Origin of the sequence: Oliverpabstia intestinalis (assembly GCF_009696065.1) — a bacterium.
GTDB classification, from domain to species: Bacteria; Bacillota; Clostridia; order Lachnospirales; family Lachnospiraceae; genus Oliverpabstia; species Oliverpabstia intestinalis.
Window position 1 is genome coordinate 95,444 of record NZ_VUMS01000008.1, and the last position, 17,449, is coordinate 112,892.

Sequence of the window (17,449 nt, forward strand, 5' to 3'; positions counted from 1 at the left end):
TCCCCGTAACATGGAAGTTCTTTTCCCATGTTACGGAGGGTTTTGTTTTTCCTCTGGCTATTCTTTTTTACATCTCATATTTTTTCACAAACAGTGCCCGAATCGCATTCACCACTGCGATGACCATAACGCCCACATCTGCGAAGATCGCCATCCACATATTGGCAATGCCCAGGGCACCAAGCAGCAGACAGATCAGTTTGATACCGATGGCGAAATAAATATTTTCATATACAATATGCATACATTTTCTTGCAATATGGATCGCTGTGGCAATCTTTAACGGATCATCATCCATCAGTACGATATCGGCCGCCTCAATCGCGGCATCGGATCCCATGGCACCCATGGCAATTCCGATATCGGCTCTGGAAAGTACAGGTGCATCGTTGATTCCATCACCGACGAATGCCAGTTTTTCTTTTTCTGTCTTTCTGTCCAACAGTTCTTCTACTTTGCTTACTTTATCTCCCGGAAGCAGCTCGCTGTAAACCTCCTGAATTCCCAGATCCTTTGCCACATAATCTGCCACATTTTTCCGGTCACCTGTCAGCATGATGGTCTTTTTTACACCACATTTTTTCAGCTCTTTAATCGCCTGTTTTGCGTGGGGTTTCACCGTATCGGAAATCAGAATATGTCCTGCGTATCTGCCGTTCACAGCCATATGCACAACTGTTCCTACATGACTGCAGGATCTGTATGCAATTCCCAGTTTTTCCATCAGTTTTTCATTTCCTGCTGCCACAGCAATGCCGTCTACTTTCGCAGTAACACCGTTGCCACTGATTTCTTCAATCTCTGTGACACGACTTCTGTCAATATTTTTTCCATAGGCTTTCTGCAGACTCTTGCTGATCGGATGAGAAGAAGAACACTCTGCAAGGGCTGCGTATTCCAGAAGTTTTGCATCTTCCAGCTCATTATGGTGTACTCCGCTTACTTCAAACACACCCTGTGTCATCGTACCGGTTTTATCAAATACCACATATTTTGTCTGAGACAAAGTCTCCAGATAGTTCGACCCCTTAACCAGAACACCTGCTTTACTTGCACCACCGATGCCCGCAAAAAAACTTAACGGAATACTGATGACCAGCGCACATGGACAACTGATAACCAGGAAAGTCAGTGCACGGTAGATCCAGTCGCCCCATTCCGGTGACAGTCCCATGAAAAGTATACGAACCAGCGGAGGCAATACAGCCAGCGCCACCGCACCGTAGCATACCGCCGGAGTATAGTATTTTGCAAATTTTGAAATAAAATTCTCTGATTTTGATTTCTGAGAACTTGCATTTTCTACCAGATCAAGAATCCTGGATACCGTAGATTCTCCGAATTCCTTTGTAGTCCGAATCTTTAACACACCAGTCATATTGATACATCCGCTGATGATCTCATCCCCGCAGTGCACATCCTGCGGTACACTCTCTCCGGTCAGTGCACTTGTATTCAGTGTGGAAGCTCCTTCTGCCACGATACCGTCAATCGGCACTTTTTCTCCCGGCTGTACCACGATGACAGAGCCGATCTCCACTTCATCAGGATCCACCTGCTCCAGTTTTCCATCCTGTTCAATATTTGCATAATCCGGGCGGATATCCATCAGCTCGCTGATATTTCTGCGGCTCTTTCCGACCGCATAACTCTGGAACAATTCACCGATCTGATAAAACAGCATAACTGCTACGCCTTCTTTGTAATCCCCAAGGAGAATCGCACCGATTGTTGCTACCGCCATCAGAAAATTCTCATCAAACATCTGTCGGTTTAAAATACCTTTTCCCGCTTTTTTCAGGATATCGTATCCAATGACCAGATATGGGATCATAAACAATACGAATTTTACATATCCTTTCATCGGAATCAGAGAAAACGCAACAACCAGTACTGCAGCTATCACAATACGGATCAGCATCTTTTTCTGCTTCTTATTCATACTAAAGCCTCCTTTATTCATTCAATGCGGTTACTGTTCACCGGGTAAAAAATACAGCGTAAAGAAACAACTTCGCTTTCCCGGGCAGTTTCTTTACGCTGTCATGATATCTTACAGATAAATCTCGCAGTCATCTTCTACTTTCTTGCAGTTTTTCAGTACATCCTGCATAACAGCTTTCGGATCCTGTCCTTCTTCAAATTCTACACTCATCTTCAGTGTCATAAAGTTTACATTTGCATTCTTTACACCTGCTGTGTTCTTTGCTGCTTCTTCCATCTTATTTGCACAGTTTGCGCAGTCTACTTCGATTTTATAGGTTTTTTTCATATTATTTACCTTTTCCTTTCTTTTCTACTTTTGTTTTTAATGTTATATATGAGCATTTGTTCATATGTTTGATTTTATTATAGCATCGATTTTCTATTTGTCAACTGTTTTTCCGATAGGATGCTTGTTCTTTTTATTTTACAATCTTCAACAGTAGTTCTGTTTCTTTTCTCTTCGGAGCCTCCGGCACTTCTTCCGGATAGCCGAGTGCGATCAGTGCGGATACCGATTCTGTCTCCGGGATCTGCAGAGCTTCTTTTACTTTTGCTTCTTCAAAGATTCCCATGATCACAGTTCCCAGACCTTTTTCCCAGGCAGCCAGACAGAAAGCTTCGCCCGCCAGCCCTGCATCGTAGGACTGCCAGTGTGTGCCCTTGGAGGTGGAAAAAGAACCATCTCTTTCATATCCGGACCGCTCATTGACTGTTGTCTCCACGATCAGCACCGGAGCCTGACCGATGATCCGCTGATTACCGGCAAATCCCATCACGCAGGTATCGGCGATCTCCTGCTTTTTCGCCTGGTTTATTATCGCGATGTAGTGGGCTGTCTGTGTATTTTTCCAGCTTGGTGCGTAGGCTGCTACGCTAACAATCGCACGAATCTCCTCCTCGCTTACTGCCTGGTCTGTGAATTTTCTGGTGCTTCTTCTCTCTTTAATGCCTTTTATTAATTCCATTTCCTGCTCCTCCTGTTCCGTACAATAAAGCAGAAAAATCGGAGAACAGCTCTTTGTAAAGAGACATTCTCCGGTTCTTCGTATGTTTTTTATTATTTTTACATTATTTTATTCAGATTGTCAATCGTTTTCACAATGACACACCATATCTCATACTCTGAATTATTCCCCAAGCTTTTTACCGGTCAGCATCTCGTAACCCTGCAGGTATTTGTTGATGGTCTTGTCCACGATTTCCTGTGGCAGTGTCCAGTTGTTATCCGGGTTTGCTTTCAGCCAGTCACGGGCAAACTGTTTGTCGAAAGAAGGCTGGCCATGTCCTGCTTCATATCCTTCCGCCGGCCAGAAACGGGAACTATCCGGTGTAAGCATCTCATCACCGATCACCATGTTTCCTTCTGCATCCAGTCCAAACTCGAACTTGGTATCTGCGATGATGATTCCTTTACTCAATGCATACTCTGCACATTTTTTATACAGCGCGATGGTGTTGTCACGAAGTTTTTCAGCCAGTTCCTGTCCTCTTCCCGGGAAGTATTTTTCCAGATGAGTTACGCTCTGTTCAAAAGAAATATTCTCATCGTGATCACCGATCTCTGCTTTGGTAGACGGGGTGTAAATAGGCTCCGGCAGTTTATCGGATTCTTTCAGTCCTTCCGGAAGTTCAATGCCACAGACTTTTCCGGTTTTCTTATAGCTCTCCCAGCCACTTCCTGTGATATATCCGCGAACGATGCACTCGATTGGCAGCATCTCCAGTTTCCGGCACATCATACTGTTACCGTTGAACTTTTCCTGCTGGAAGAATTCCGGCATATCTTTCACATCTACAGAAATCATGTGATTAGGAATGATATCCTCTGTCATGTCAAACCAGAACTTGGACATCTGTGTCAGGACAGCTCCTTTTTTGGTCACTTCATTGTTCAGAATCACATCAAAACAGCTGATACGATCTGTAGCTACCATGATCAGGCTGTCACCGTTATCATAAATCTCACGTACTTTTCCTTCTTTAATAGGTTTCATTTCCTGCATTTTACACACCTCATCCTTTTTTTCTTAGACAATGTCTGATGTATTTTCAGTACAGGAAAAGGCTACCACTATCTGAGGGTTATTGTCAAGACTTTGTCCGGTTTTCACTTATAGTTTTAAACGCAGCCAACTAATAAGTAATACTTATAATTTGATATTCTTTATTAAGCACTGTTACTAAATCATGATTCGCACCTTCGGTGCTTGACGCTGCTTTCGCATCTATCATGATCGCCATTCGCCGCTCCCGATGAACAAACTTCGTTTGTTCCCGCTCGCTAACGCTCATTATATCATAAAAATATTGCATCATAACTTAAGTGAGCCATACGCTTACGCATACGGCTCTTCTATCTCTTATTTACCTTCTTCCAGAAGCTGCAAAAACTCTGCTTCCGGCATCGGTTTATAGTAATAATATCCCTGAATATAATCACATCCGTTCGCCCGCAGGAATGCTGCCTGTTCTTCGGTCTCTGCACCTTCCGCTACCAGTCGAATCCCCAGCTTATGTGCCATATCGATAATTGCCCGCAGGATACTCTCTGACTTTTTATTAACTCCGATATTTCGTACAAAACTGATATCCATCTTCAGGATATCAAAATCATAATCCTGCAACATTCCAAAAGACGAATATCCGTTTCCGAAGTCATCCAGCAGGATCTCTGCACCGTTTTCTTTCAGATGCATCAGCATACGGGTGTGATTCTCGCCTATTGCTGCCAGAGAAGTCTCAGTAATTTCAAAGCGGATCTTCTGTTCATTCTGATTGTTTTTTTTCAGTCCCCGCACGATCCATTCCAGCATATTTTCATCGTAGAAGTCCATCCAGGAAAGATTGACGGATACAGGTACAAACCGTTTCTTTTCTGCTCTTCGCTGATCCAGACAGCCTGTCACTTTCTCAATCATATAGCGATCCAGTTCGGAGATATAGCCTCCCTTTTCCAGTGCCGGAATAAACTGTCCGGGAGAAATAAATCCTTTCTGCTCATGAAACCAGCGCACCAGGGCCTCCGCCGATACGATTTTTCCGGTTTTCGCATCCACGACCGGCTGATAAAACACCTGAAATTCCTGTTTTTCAATCCCCTCTTCGAATTCCGAACAGATTTCCATCTCATCCACATAGGTATCTTTCATATCGCTTTTAAAAATAGCATAGGGTTTCAGATACTCATCTGTGATATATCCCTTTGCAAGTTTTGCTCTGTCTATCATACCGGTGACCGACACATCATTTTCCTGGATATAATAAATACCACAGGTACTGTAAATATGCATCTTTCTTTTCCGTAATTGAAATTACAAAATTCTGTCAGATAGTCATAATCCAAATTCCTTGCTTCGATCAGACACGCAAAATGATCCGATTCAATCCTCGAAGTATCAATGGGAGCAAATCTTGAATATATGATCCTCTGGTAAAACCAGCACAGTAATTTATCTCCACCACCTACGCCGAGAAGTTCATTGACTGCCTTAAAATTTTTAATATTAAAAAACAGAAGCACATAATCTGTTTTTGCAGGCATCTCTTTTAATGATCTTGACACCCGGCGGATAAACTCCTTTCTGTTATCTCCCCCCGTTACCTGATCAATATAATCTCGTTCAAAAAGTGCGATCGTGTTCCGCACTCTGGTGTTAACAATCCTTGCATCAAAAGGTCTGCTGAAATAATCACTGACCCCCATTTCATAAGCGTGCCCAATATATTCATTGGATGTCTCTGCAGATATAATAATAACCGGAAGTTCTTTCAGCCAGTTACGCTGCTGCATCACCTGCAGCACGCCGAATCCATCCAGTTCCGGCATGGTAATATCCAGAAGTACGATAGAGAAACTATAAAGTCCTTCCTCCATGATTGCTATGGCTTTTTTCCCATCTTCCGCTTCCACAATATCATATTCATCTTCCAATATTCCGGTCAGAATCTCACGATTCATCTCGGAATCATCCATGATCAGAATACGTCTTTTTCTCGTCTGTTTCATTTATGTGTTCTCCAAACAAATGTTAACAGCCACTTCCCTGCTGCTTCTTTCGTTAGTATACCGATTATATTATACTCTATTTTCGATGCAGTGTTTATTATTTCTCTTTATTTCTGCCCACAGGATGTTGCTGTCGTTACTGTTCACTGGCGCATCCTCGCGAGGCATTTTTCACTTTACAGGAAAGCAATTTCCCGTAAAACAAAAAAAGCCGGAGAACTGCGGAACAGTTCTCCAACCTCTCATTTTCTGTTTATTTTATTTCTCATCTGCCGGTACGTCTTTGATGCTGAAGCTCATTCTTCCCATCTTATCCTTGCCCATACAGATCACTTTGACTTCATCGCCCAGTGTCAGAACATCCTCTACCCGGTTGATACGCTCTTTTGCGATCTTGGAGATATGAACCATACCCTCTTTTCCTGGTGCAAATTCGATAAATGCGCCGAATTCTTTGATGCTTACTACTTTACCGGTGAAAATCTGACCTTCTTTGTAATCTGTTACGATGGTCTGGATATAGTGAATTGCTTTATCCATCATCTTCTGATCTGTTCCGCAGATAGAAACTGCTCCGTCATCTGTGATATCGATTTTTACACCGGTCTCATCGATGATCGCATTAATGGTTTTTCCTCTCTGACCTACCACATCGCCGATCTTTTCCGGATCGATCTTGATCTGAACGATCTTCGGTGCGTATTCATTCACATGCTCTCTCGGGCCTGCGATACATTTTTCCATAACTTCGGTCAGAATATACTCTCTTGCCTGTTTGGTCTTTGCAATAGCCTCTTCAATGATCGGACGGGTCAGACCATGGATCTTGATATCCATCTGGATCGCTGTGATACCATCATGTGTACCTGCCACCTTGAAATCCATATCGCCGAAGAAATCCTCCAGACCCTGAATATCGGTCAGAACGATATAATCATCATCGGTCTCGCCGGTTACCAGACCACATGAGATACCTGCTACCGGTTTTCTGATCGGTACACCTGCTGCCATCAGAGACATGGTAGATGCACAGATACTTGCCTGAGAAGTAGATCCGTTGGATTCGAATGTCTCAGATACGGTACGGATCGCATATGGGAATTCTTCCTCGCTTGGCAGTACCGGAACCAGAGCTTTCTCAGCCAGTGCGCCATGACCGATCTCACGACGTCCCGGTCCACGGCTCGGTTTCGTCTCACCTACAGAGTAGGACGGGAAGTTATAGTGATGCATGTAACGTTTTCCAACCTCGAACTCATCCAGGCCATCCAGACGCTGTCCCTCGGACAGAGGAGCCAGGGTGGTGATGGTACAGATCTGTGTCTGTCCTCTTGTAAACATGGCAGAACCGTGAACACGCGGTACGATATCCGTTTCTGCAGCCAGCGGACGGATCTGTGTGATCGCACGGCCATCCGGACGTTTGTGATCTTTCAGGATCATCTTACGAACGGTCTTTTTCTGATACTGGTACACGGCTTCACCCAGAACAGCCAGCCATTCCTCATTATCAGCAAATGCTTCTTCCAGTTTTGCTGTCACCTGACGGATATTTTCTTCTCTTGTCTGTTTGTCATCGGAGAATACAGCTACTTCCATCTCTTCCGGTGTTACGATCTCTTTCATCGCTGCGAACAGTTCTTCCGGAACCGCACAGGATTCATAGCTGTGTTTTGCTTTTCCGCAGTCAGCTACGATTTTGTCGATAAATGCGATGATCTCTTTGTTGACCTTATCAGCTTCAAAAATAGCTTCAATCATCTTTGCTTCCGGAACTTCGTTTGCTCCGGCTTCAATCATGATGACTTTTTCTCTTGTGGAAGCAACAGTCAGTTTCAGGTCAGATTTTGCATTCTGCTCCAGTGTCGGGTTAATGATCAGTTCACCATCGATCATACCTACCTGTGTTGCTGCACACGGTCCGTCAAAAGGAATATCTGAGATGCAGGTTGCGATAGAGGAACCAAGCATTGCCACAACTTCCGGATTACACTGTGGATCTACAGACATTACCATGTTATTCAGTGTAACATCATTACGGTAATCCTTCGGGAACAGCGGACGCATCGGACGGTCAATTACTCGGGAGGTCAGAATCGCATGCTCGGATGCTTTTCCTTCTCTCTTGTTAAATCCACCCGGGATTTTTCCTACTGCATACATTTTCTCTTCATATTCTACACTTAACGGGAAAAAATCAATTCCTTCTCTTGGCTTTTCTGATGCGGTTGCGGTAGAAAGTACAACGGTATCACCATAATGCATAAATGCTGCGCCATTAGCCTGTTTTGCCACGCGGTCGATGTCAACTGTCAGTGTTCTTCCTGCCAGTTCCATAGAATAACTTTTGTACATACATTTTCTCCTTTTTCTGCCCTCTGGGCGATTTTTTCGTTACTGTTCACTTCATTCTCAGCAACATTCTGCCGGCGGATATGCTCCGAAACAACTGAAAAACACACTCCCCGCTGTCCTTATCCTGCTTTGGCAATATGCTTTTCAGTGGTCTCGGCATCCTTTCCGACATCTTCCGGTAATCGACAGTATCCGTTGGGATATATTTTCCTTTTTTACGCTGTCTTGTACAGATTAAGATAAGAGGGATGGAAGAATACCTTCCACCCCTCGCCATTCTTTTCTCTGTGCAGTTGAATTACTTTCTGATTCCTAATTTTTCAATCAGTGCACGATATCTTTCGATATCTGTTTTCTTCAGGTAATCCAGCAGACCTCTTCTCTGACCTACCATTTTCAGCAGACCTCTTCTGGAATGATGATCTTTGTGATGTGTTTTCAGATGCTCTGTCAGCTCCTGGATTCTTGCTGTCAGTACAGCTACCTGTACTTCCGGTGAACCTGTGTCGCCTTCTGTTCTTGCGTATTCAGCCATAATAGCCTGTTTCTTTTCTTTAGAAATCATTTTGTTTTCCTCCTGTTTTTTCAATCGCCACATATTAAGAAATGGTCGGAGTATCCGATATCTGAATATGGGCTAACTCATACTTGAACAGTATACCATATACTTTCAGTAATGTAAACCTCTTTTTTCGAAATATTGCTTTCCTGAACCGGCATCTCTCTGAATCTGTGCTTTCAGTTCTTCCACCGAATCAAACTTGCACTCCGGACGCACAAAGTGATAGAATTCCACCCGGGCCTCTTCCCCGTACAGATCCTCGTCGCAGTCAAACAAATACGTCTCTACACCTGCAAACGGCACTTCCACGGTGGGTTTCACCCCCACATTGGAGATTCCATAGAACGTTTTACCTTTGATAAAAGTTTTCGATGCATAGACACCAAAGGGTGGTAGAAGTTTTCCGTCTTCCGGCACCTGATTAATCGTCGGAAGTCCCCAGGTACGCCCCAGCTGTCTTCCATGTACCACTTCTCCCAGCACAAAATACCGGTAGCCGAGGAGCTCATTGACTTTCTCGATATTTCCTTCCTGAAGTACCTCACGGATCCAGGTGCTGCTGATCGGGCGTTCTTCCCGCGTCTCCTTGCTTAAAATTTCCACCTCAAATCCATATTGGGTACCCGCCTTCCGTAACAGTTCCGGATTTCCTTTTCTGTTATGTCCAAAGTGAAAATCCGGCCCCACCACTACATATGCGGCACACAGCTGTTTAACCAGAATCTCCCTGATAAAATCCTCCGGCTCCATCCGGATGATTTCCGGAACGAACGGACACTCCACCAGACATTCCACTCCCCGGCGTTCCAGAAGAATCCTGCGCTCTTCATTCGTAAGAATCGTCCGCTTGATCCTGGTTCCCAGTCTGACAAGAGGAGAAACATCAAAGGTAAATACTACCGTTTCATATCCTTCTTTGCCGATTTCCAGAACCCGGTTGATCAGTTTACTGTGCCCCTTATGGACGCCGTCAAATTTTCCAAGTGTTACCACACTTCTCTTATCCAATTGAAAATCCAGATTTTTTGTAATATATTTCATGTCTCTTTCCATTCTTCTCTCTGTCGCAACTGTTTTTCCAATTGCTTTTACGGGACAAAACATCTCACAGAATATTGCCTGCAGAATCGTTACGCCTCATTTTCTTTTCGATAAAACATTTTCACCGGTATCATCTGATCTGTCTTTTTCTCATACAGTCCTATAAATGTCTCCCGGCTGTCATATACTCTGACATAACCTCCATCCACCTTGAGCTCCTCCTGTAACAGTTCCGGAAAAATCCGGTTTCCGTTGTGTACCAGAAGATCACCCTGCGGTGTTGTTTTCGCAGCCGGATACTGATCGAACATCCTGTCTACAGGAAGAATCAAACGTTCTATATTACCTTCTTCCATGACTTTTTGTACTTCGTCCAGTTTTACCGCGTCTGTCAATCCAAACCGCTCTACCCGGGTACGCAGAAGTTCTTCCATGCAACCGCCACATCCCAGTTTTTCACCGATATCGTTACATAAGGTCCGGATATACGTTCCCTTGGAACACTGCACCCGAATCTTTACTTTCGGAAGCTCCATCCACAGAACCTCAATGTTATGAAAGGTAACCGGTCTGGCTTTTCGCTCCACGACTTTACCTTCCCGTGCCAGTTCGTACAGTTTTTTTCCATTCACTTTCAGTGCGGAATACATCGGTGGAACCTGCTGCTGCTCACCCTGAAATGAAAGAATGCAGGTGCGGACTTCTTCTTCCGACACCTGCACTGACGACTCCTTCAGGATCGTTCCTTCCATATCCTGGGTATCGGTGGTGATTCCCAACCGAAGCACTGCCTCGTATTCCTTATCATGATCTGCCAGCAGATCACACAGTTTTGTTCCTTTTCCAAGGCAGACCGGCAGGACACCCTGTGCCTGAGGATCCAGGGTTCCCGTATGACCGATCTTTTTTTGTTTTAAGATTCCACGAAGCTTCGCCACCACATCATGAGATGTATAGCCTGCTTCTTTGTATATATTGATTACACCGCTTCTTTCCATATGTTTTCTTTACTCCCGAAGCTGTCTTTCTATATCCAGTGTCAGACTGTTTACCACATCGAAAACTGATCCCTGCATAGTACATCCGGCTGCTTTCACATGGCCTCCACCGCCAAAATAAGAAGCCACTCTTGCCACATCCACTTTTCCGTTGGAACGCATGCTGACTTTATACTCCTGCACACCGATTTCATATAAAAAGATGGCAACCTCCACGCCACGGGTATTCTGTAACTGGTTGACGATACCATCCATATCTTTCGGTGTCACACCGTAAAAATCCATGTCTTTCTTTCTCACATAACCCACGATACACCGCTGATCCAAAAGCATGATGCTCTCCATGATCGTGCGTCCCATAATCTGATTCTGTGCATAGGATTTTGTATAGAAAGAATCCTTGATGATACTGGTAAAATCAATGCCTTTTGCCATCAGCTGACCTGCGATCTCCATGGTTCTGGTTCCGGTACAGCTGTACTGGAACACACCGGTATCGTGAACGATCCCGGTATATAGTGCTTCCGCACAGGCTTTGTTGATCTTTTCCGGCTCCAGAAGTTCATAGAGCACTTCACAGGTAGAGCTTGCGTCCGGAACGATCTGATTCTTCTGTGCAATTCCTTTATTCGTGATGTGATGATCGATGCACGCGGTTATTTTCGCCGTATTCACTGCCTGACCGGCAACGCCGATCCGGTCTGTGCTGCTGACATCGAATTCCAGGAACAGGTCATATTCTTTCTCTTCCCATTCCTGTTTCGCCTGATCAATGTTCTGAATAAAATGAAATACTTCCGGTACCTCCTCCAGATAAACATCTGTCTGGATCTGTGGGTAATTTTCTTTCAGATACAGATACATTCCCATGCAGGAGCCCACGCAGTCACCATCCGGTCTTACGTGACCGGCGATAGCTGCTGTGGTTACACCCTCAAGTACAGATGCAATATTATTTATCATCTTCCTCATCCCTTTCTGGGGTCTCTTTATTTACCTCGTCAATTAATCTGGACATATGCACACCATATTCAATCGACTGATCCAGTACAAACTGAATCTCCGGTGTGTTACGAAGATTCAGACGTTTTGCCAGCTGGCGGCGTACATAACCTTCCGCACTGCGAAGACCGGCAATGGTATCTTTCTTTTCTTCATCGGAACCCATCACACTGATGTATGCCTTGCAGGTTTTCAGATCCGGTGCCACTTCCACAGAAGTGACGGATGTCATCATATGAATTCTGGGATCTTTGATCTCCTGACGGATGATGAGGCTTAATTCTTTCATCACTTCGCCGTTGATCCTTGTATTTTTTATGCTGTTTTTTCTCATTACCTATCACCTCAATCCGGTATGAAAGCCTATCTCGGTACTTCTACCATGATGTATGCTTCTACCTGATCCAATTCCTGGATATCGTTGAATCCTTCGAATACCAGACCACATTCATAACCGGCTTTTACTTCTTTCACATCATCTTTGAATCGTTTCAGAGATGCCAGTGGACCTTCGAAGATCTGTTTTCCTTCTCTGGAGATTCTTACCGTACAGCCTCTCTGGAATACACCATCCAGAACATAACTTCCGGCGATGTTACCGACACCGGATGCTTTGAAGATCTGACGAACTTCTGCATGACCGATGACTTTCTCTTCGAAGACAGGATCAAGCATACCCTTCATGGCAGCTTCCACATCTTCGATTGCCTGATAGATGACACGGTACAGACGCAGGTCTACACCTTCCTGTTCTGCGGTTGCTTTTGCTGTCGCGTCCGGACGAACATTGAAACCGATGATGATCGCGTTGGAGGCGGAAGCCAGTGTTACGTCCGATTCGTTGATAGCACCTACACCACCATGGATGACCTTAACGACAACTTCATCATTAGACAGCTTCACAAGACTCTGCTTTACAGCTTCCACAGATCCCTGAACATCAGCTTTTACGATAAGATTCAGTTCTTTCAGGTTACCTTCCTGAATCTGGCTGAACAGATCATCCAGAGACATCTTCGCTTTTGTTTCTTCCAGCAGACGATTCTTATTTTCAGAAATAAAGGTTGCTGCAAAGTTCTTTGCTTCTTTATCGTTTTCGGTAGCCACCAGAACTTCACCTGCGTTCGGTACATCTGACAGACCAAGAATCTCTACCGGCGTAGACGGGCCTGCTTCTTTGACACGGCGTCCCTTATCATCCATCATCGCACGTACTTTACCTGAGGAAGCTCCGGCTGCGATAAAGTCACCCACATGCAGCGTACCTTTCTGTACAAGAATAGTAGCAACCGGACCTTTTCCTTTGTCAAGCTGCGCCTCGATAACCAGACCACGTGCTTTTCTCTTCGGGTTGGCTTTCAGTTCGCATACCTCGGAAGTCAGCAGGATCATCTCCAGCAGTTCCTCGATACCCTGGTGAGTCTTTGCGGACACTGGGACGAAAATAGTGCTTCCTCCCCAGTCTTCCGGGATCAGTTCGTACTCGGAAAGTTCCTGTTTTACTCTCTCGATGTTGGCACTCGGTTTATCTACTTTGTTGATCGCAACAATGATCTCAACACCTGCTGCTTTTGCATGGTTGATTGCTTCTACCGTCTGCGGCATTACACCATCGTCTGCTGCAACTACCAGAACAGCGATATCGGTGGAGTTTGCTCCACGCATACGCATAGCGGTGAATGCCTCATGTCCCGGAGTATCCAGGAATGTGATCTTCTGTCCCTTGATTGATACCACATATGCACCGATGTGCTGTGTGATACCACCGGCCTCACGGTCGGTTACATTTGTCTTACGAATCGCATCCAGCAGTGAAGTTTTACCATGGTCAACGTGTCCCATAACACAGACAACCGGTGGTCTTGGAACGAGATCCTTCGGATCTTCCTCTTCCTCTTTTAACAGTTCCTCAATCACATCCACTTTTTCTTCCTGTTCTGCGATAATATCATAGTCAAGTGCGATCTCCTGTGCCTTTTCAAAATCGATCTCATGGTTTACCGTAACCATAGTTCCTTCCATAAACAGTTTCTTAACGATCACTGCCGGCTGCATCTTCATCTTTTCTGCTAGTTCGCGAATCGTCATTTTCTCCGGAAGTGTGATTTCTTTCACTACTTCTTTCTTTTCTTCCTTCGGCTGAGGACGGGCAGGTTTCTGCAGTGCTTTCGGCAGTCTGCTCTTCTGAAAACGTCCCTGGTTCGGACGGTTGGATCCCTGTCCGTTTCGTCTGTCCTGGGTCTTTTTCTCTTCTCTTTCGCGTTCTTTTTCTTTATCTTTTTCTTTGTTCTTTACGTCTCTGACCGGTTTTCTTGCCAGACCCAGATCCATACTGTCCATAGCAGGTCTGGAATCTCTGCGTTCATTTCTGCGTCCGTTGTTTTCTCTTCCGTCGCGGTCTCTGTTATCACGGTTCATACCGTTTCTGTTGTTATCAAAACGACGGCCGCCCTGATTGTCTCTGTTCTGATTGTCTCTGTTTTGTCCGTCTCTGTTTCCATCGAAGCGACGGCTTCCGTTTCCGCCGTCCTGACGGTTGTTCTGTCCCTGATAACGGTTATTATTCTGGCCGTTTCTGTTATCAAAGCGACGGCCACCCTGGTTATCTCTGCTCTGGCCGTCACGATTCTGATTGTCTCTTCTTCCCTGACCGTCACGGTTCTGATTGTCTCTTCTTCCCTGACCGTTGAATCTTCTCTCCTGACCATCTCTGCTCTGATTGTCACGGTTCTGATATCCACTGCGGTTTCCTTCACCGTTTCCTCTTGCCGGTCTGTCCTGTCCGTTTCTGTCAGACTGCGGTTTGTTTCTTCTGAAATTCTTACCTTCCTGGGTCTGTGCGTTCTGCGGACGGAATACCTGAATCAGATTTGATTTCTTTTTCGGGCGGTCAGCTGCTTCTTTTTTCTCTTCTTTTCCTTCATTTTTTCCGGTGAATGCATCCCGGACCATTTTTTCATCTTTTTCTTCCAATGTACTCATATGACTCTTAACTTCTACCTTTTTCTCCTTTAAAAATTCAATAACTTCTTTGTTTGTTTTATTTAATTCCTGTGCAATTTCATAGATTCTTGATTTTGGCATTCTACCACCAACCTTTCTGCTCCATGCCAAGAAATGTAATTATTCAGATTTCAGCTGTTTTTCCATTGCTGCTGCCAGGTTTTCATCAGTTACTGCCAGAGACGCACGGAATTCTTTTCCCATGGCTCTTCCCAGTTCCTCTTTTCCTCCGAAATCATAACAGGGTACTTCATAATACGTACACATATTATGGAATTTCTTTTTGGTATTGTCCGACGCTTCCGCCGAAACGATGACCAGCCAGGCCTTTCCTGTCTTTACTGCTTTCTCCGTTGAAAACTCTCCGCTGACAATCTTACCTGCCTTGGTGGAAAGTCCGATCAGTGATAGTACTTTATTACAATTCAATCGTATCCAGCTCCCTTTCCAGGTTCTCGTAAACCTCCTGAGGAATCTGCATCTTCAGGGAACGTTCCAGCCCTTTGTTCTTGATGGCTTTCTGCAGACATTCCTTTGAGAAACAAAGATATGCGCCGCGACCGTTTTTTCTTCCGGTCACATCCAGTACGATTTCACCTTCCGGCGCCTTCAGTACACGCATCATTTCCTTTTTATTTTTCATCTCATTGCATCCGATACATTTCCGCAGCGGCACCTTTTTTATATTTCCCATAGCTATCCGCCTCACTGTTTTTTCAGATCTTACTCTTCTTCTGTGGATGTCTCTTCCGAGATCTCTTCTGTTTTCGGTTCTTCATCCAGTTCTACATCGGCCAGAGCATCTTCCATGGAATCTTCACCCTCTTCATCGTCAGACTCCTGATAATATTCAAAATCACCGGCTTCTCTTGCCTGTGTCTCACTCTTGATATCGATCTTGAAGCCTGTCAGACGGGCTGCCAGACGGGCATTCTGTCCTTCTTTACCGATTGCAAGAGACAGCTGATAATCCGGAACAATAACCAGCGCAGTCTTCTCATCCGGATCTGCCAGTACGGTGATCACCTTTGCAGGGCTCAGTGCATTCTCAATCAACAGTGCCGGATTCTCATTCCAGCTGATGATATCGATCTTCTCACCACGCAGTTCTTCCACAATAGTGTTTACTCTGGCACCGTTCATACCTACACACGCACCGACGGCATCGACATCCGGATCATTGGACCATACAGCGATCTTGGTTCTGGAACCGGCTTCTCTTGCGATACTCTTGATCTCTACGATACCGTCTTTTACCTCAGTCACTTCTGCTTCAAAGAGACGTTTTACCAGTTCCGGATGAGTTCTGGAAACCATGATCTTTGGTCCTTTCGGTGAATCCTTAACTTCCAGTACATATACTTTGATACGTTCGGTCGGTTTGTATACTTCACCTTTGACCTGCTCGTTTTCACTCAGGATCGCATCTACCTTACCCAGATTCACACTGACATTTTTTCCCATGTACCGCTGTACCACACCGGTAACCACGTCTTTTTCTTTCTGGAAATATTCATCATACAGAACTTTTCTTTCTTCCTCACGGATCTTCTGCAGAATCACATTCTTTGCGTTCTGTGTCGCAATACGTCCGAACTGTTTGGACTGAATCGGAACCTGAACGATATCCCCCAGTTCATATTTGGAATCCATCATCTTCGCATTGGAAAGGCTGATCTCCATCACCGGATCTTCTACCACCTCCACTACGGTCTTGTCAGCATATACGCTGAACTCGCAGGTTTCATGATCGATGGTCACATGTACGTTATCTGCTTTTCCAAAATGGTTTTTACAGGCCTGAATCAGAGACTGTTCGATCGCTTCCATCAGAACTTCTTTGCTGATATTTTTTTCTTTTTCCAGAATAGTTAACGCTTCCAGTAATTCTGTGTTCATTTTTTCTTTATCCTCCTTAAAAATCAAAAGCAAGACGAATCAATGCGATATCTGCTTTTTCAAATGTCTGCTCTTTCTGATCCTCTGTGGTGATCGTCACGCTACTTTCATCATATGCACTGAGGATTCCGTAGAATTCTTTTTCTTTATTAATCGGACGATAGGTACGGATCTCTACTTCTTTTCCCATACTTCTTACGTAATCCTTTTCTTTCTTCAGAGGACGTCCAAGACCCGGGGAACTTACTTCCATAATATAAGCATCTTCGATAAAATCCAGTTCATCCAGTTTATCACTGAAGATTCTGCTGACTGCCTCACAGTCATCTACGGTAATTCCGCCTTCTTTATCGATATAGAAACGTAAATACCAGTTTCCTGCCTCTTTCACATACTCCACATCCACCAGTTCAAAACCAAACTGATCAATAATCGGCTGTGCCATAGCTTCCGCCTTCTGTTCGTACTGTTCTCTTACACTCATGCTTTCACCACCTTTTACATGAACAGCAGTTGCTGTCCTCAACAATCAACCCTGATTCTTCGGATGTTCGACCCGTAATTCATACCATCAAACTTCACCCTCTGACTCAGTGA

17 protein-coding genes are annotated in these 17,449 nt (G+C 44.7%); all 17 read right to left on the reverse strand.

From position 1 onward, the window contains the following. Positions 1-67: 67 nt before the first annotated feature. The gene (locus tag FYJ57_RS05780; RefSeq protein ID WP_154431974.1) at positions 68-1,942 is read right to left on the reverse strand and encodes a heavy metal translocating P-type ATPase; all 1,875 of its coding nucleotides are present in this window, start codon (positions 1,940-1,942) and stop codon (positions 68-70) included. A 111-nt stretch (positions 1,943-2,053) separates the two neighbouring features. Beyond that, the gene (locus tag FYJ57_RS05785) at positions 2,054-2,272 is read right to left on the reverse strand and encodes a cation transporter (RefSeq protein WP_022172226.1); all 219 of its coding nucleotides are present in this window, start codon (positions 2,270-2,272) and stop codon (positions 2,054-2,056) included. Between the two features lie 133 nt (positions 2,273-2,405). Further along, the gene (locus FYJ57_RS05790; protein WP_154431975.1) at positions 2,406-2,951 is read right to left on the reverse strand and encodes a nitroreductase family protein; all 546 of its coding nucleotides are present in this window, start codon (positions 2,949-2,951) and stop codon (positions 2,406-2,408) included. A 162-nt stretch (positions 2,952-3,113) separates the two neighbouring features. After that, positions 3,114-3,989 (reverse strand): phosphoribosylaminoimidazolesuccinocarboxamide synthase, encoded by an 876-nt coding sequence (locus FYJ57_RS05795; protein ID WP_154431977.1) that lies wholly within the window; start codon positions 3,987-3,989, stop codon positions 3,114-3,116. A gap of 357 nt (positions 3,990-4,346) precedes the next feature. Beyond that, positions 4,347-5,276, reverse strand: a complete 930-nt coding sequence (locus FYJ57_RS05800; RefSeq protein ID WP_154431979.1) for a putative bifunctional diguanylate cyclase/phosphodiesterase — start codon at positions 5,274-5,276, stop codon at positions 4,347-4,349. Beyond that, positions 5,210-5,992 (reverse strand): response regulator, encoded by a 783-nt coding sequence (locus FYJ57_RS05805; RefSeq protein WP_154431981.1) that lies wholly within the window; start codon positions 5,990-5,992, stop codon positions 5,210-5,212. The genes FYJ57_RS05800 and FYJ57_RS05805 overlap by 67 nt, the downstream gene beginning before the upstream one ends. 258 nt (positions 5,993-6,250) lie before the next feature. Continuing rightward, complete coding sequence (locus FYJ57_RS05810; RefSeq protein WP_106492323.1) at positions 6,251-8,347, reverse strand: polyribonucleotide nucleotidyltransferase; 2,097 nt, start codon at positions 8,345-8,347, stop codon at positions 6,251-6,253. Between the two features lie 298 nt (positions 8,348-8,645). After that, the gene (gene rpsO, locus FYJ57_RS05815) at positions 8,646-8,912 is read right to left on the reverse strand and encodes a 30S ribosomal protein S15 (protein WP_022172238.1); all 267 of its coding nucleotides are present in this window, start codon (positions 8,910-8,912) and stop codon (positions 8,646-8,648) included. Between the two features lie 105 nt (positions 8,913-9,017). Further along, entirely contained in the window at positions 9,018-9,950 is a 933-nt protein-coding gene (locus FYJ57_RS05820) for a bifunctional riboflavin kinase/FAD synthetase (RefSeq protein WP_154431983.1), read from the reverse strand. An 89-nt stretch (positions 9,951-10,039) separates the two neighbouring features. Then, complete coding sequence (gene truB / locus FYJ57_RS05825; RefSeq protein ID WP_117523533.1) at positions 10,040-10,948, reverse strand: tRNA pseudouridine(55) synthase TruB; 909 nt, start codon at positions 10,946-10,948, stop codon at positions 10,040-10,042. 9 nt (positions 10,949-10,957) lie between these two features. Beyond that, entirely contained in the window at positions 10,958-11,908 is a 951-nt protein-coding gene (locus tag FYJ57_RS05830) for a DHH family phosphoesterase (RefSeq protein ID WP_287890975.1), read from the reverse strand. Beyond that, on the reverse strand, positions 11,901-12,284 hold the full coding sequence (rbfA, locus tag FYJ57_RS05835; RefSeq protein WP_022172242.1) for a 30S ribosome-binding factor RbfA: 384 nt from the start codon (positions 12,282-12,284) through the stop codon (positions 11,901-11,903). The genes FYJ57_RS05830 and rbfA overlap by 8 nt, the downstream gene beginning before the upstream one ends. 29 nt (positions 12,285-12,313) lie before the next feature. Then, positions 12,314-15,034, reverse strand: coding sequence for a translation initiation factor IF-2 (infB, locus tag FYJ57_RS05840; RefSeq protein ID WP_154431987.1), 2,721 nt, complete (start codon positions 15,032-15,034; stop codon positions 12,314-12,316). A gap of 39 nt (positions 15,035-15,073) precedes the next feature. Next, a complete protein-coding gene (locus FYJ57_RS05845) occupies positions 15,074-15,382 on the reverse strand; it encodes a L7Ae/L30e/S12e/Gadd45 family ribosomal protein (protein ID WP_022172244.1) in 309 nt (102 codons plus the stop codon). Beyond that, entirely contained in the window at positions 15,372-15,647 is a 276-nt protein-coding gene (gene rnpM / locus FYJ57_RS05850; protein WP_154431989.1) for an RNase P modulator RnpM, read from the reverse strand. Before rnpM ends, FYJ57_RS05845 begins: the two co-directional genes overlap by 11 nt. Before the next feature lie 29 nt (positions 15,648-15,676). Next, positions 15,677-16,852 carry a transcription termination factor NusA gene (gene nusA / locus FYJ57_RS05855; RefSeq protein ID WP_154431991.1) on the reverse strand — a complete coding sequence of 392 codons (1,176 nt, stop codon included), beginning with the start codon at positions 16,850-16,852 and terminating at the stop codon, positions 15,677-15,679. Between the two features lie 16 nt (positions 16,853-16,868). Beyond that, positions 16,869-17,336 carry a ribosome maturation factor RimP gene (locus FYJ57_RS05860; protein WP_106492328.1) on the reverse strand — a complete coding sequence of 156 codons (468 nt, stop codon included), beginning with the start codon at positions 17,334-17,336 and terminating at the stop codon, positions 16,869-16,871. Positions 17,337-17,449 lie beyond the last annotated feature (113 nt).

Bases quoted from the DNA above. Each gene is read 5' to 3' on its own strand.
- rnpM (WP_154431989.1), bottom strand. From the start codon at position 15,647: ATGGGAAATATAAAAAAGGTGCCGCTGCGGAAATGTATCGGATGCAAT.
- FYJ57_RS05810 (WP_106492323.1), bottom strand. From the start codon at position 8,347: ATGTACAAAAGTTATTCTATGGAACTGGCAGGAAGAACACTGACAGTT.
- FYJ57_RS05820 (WP_154431983.1), bottom strand. From the start codon at position 9,950: ATGAAATATATTACAAAAAATCTGGATTTTCAATTGGATAAGAGAAGT.
- FYJ57_RS05860 (WP_106492328.1), bottom strand. From the start codon at position 17,336: ATGAGTGTAAGAGAACAGTACGAACAGAAGGCGGAAGCTATGGCACAG.
- FYJ57_RS05805 (WP_154431981.1), bottom strand. From the start codon at position 5,992: ATGAAACAGACGAGAAAAAGACGTATTCTGATCATGGATGATTCCGAG.
- nusA (WP_154431991.1), bottom strand. From the start codon at position 16,852: ATGAACACAGAATTACTGGAAGCGTTAACTATTCTGGAAAAAGAAAAA.
- truB (WP_117523533.1), bottom strand. From the start codon at position 10,948: ATGGAAAGAAGCGGTGTAATCAATATATACAAAGAAGCAGGCTATACA.
- FYJ57_RS05795 (WP_154431977.1), bottom strand. From the start codon at position 3,989: ATGCAGGAAATGAAACCTATTAAAGAAGGAAAAGTACGTGAGATTTAT.
- FYJ57_RS05785 (WP_022172226.1), bottom strand. From the start codon at position 2,272: ATGAAAAAAACCTATAAAATCGAAGTAGACTGCGCAAACTGTGCAAAT.
- rpsO (WP_022172238.1), bottom strand. From the start codon at position 8,912: ATGATTTCTAAAGAAAAGAAACAGGCTATTATGGCTGAATACGCAAGA.
- FYJ57_RS05790 (WP_154431975.1), bottom strand. From the start codon at position 2,951: ATGGAATTAATAAAAGGCATTAAAGAGAGAAGAAGCACCAGAAAATTC.
- rbfA (WP_022172242.1), bottom strand. From the start codon at position 12,284: ATGAGAAAAAACAGCATAAAAAATACAAGGATCAACGGCGAAGTGATG.
- infB (WP_154431987.1), bottom strand. From the start codon at position 15,034: ATGCCAAAATCAAGAATCTATGAAATTGCACAGGAATTAAATAAAACA.
- FYJ57_RS05780 (WP_154431974.1), bottom strand. From the start codon at position 1,942: ATGAATAAGAAGCAGAAAAAGATGCTGATCCGTATTGTGATAGCTGCA.
- FYJ57_RS05800 (WP_154431979.1), bottom strand. From the start codon at position 5,276: ATGCATATTTACAGTACCTGTGGTATTTATTATATCCAGGAAAATGAT.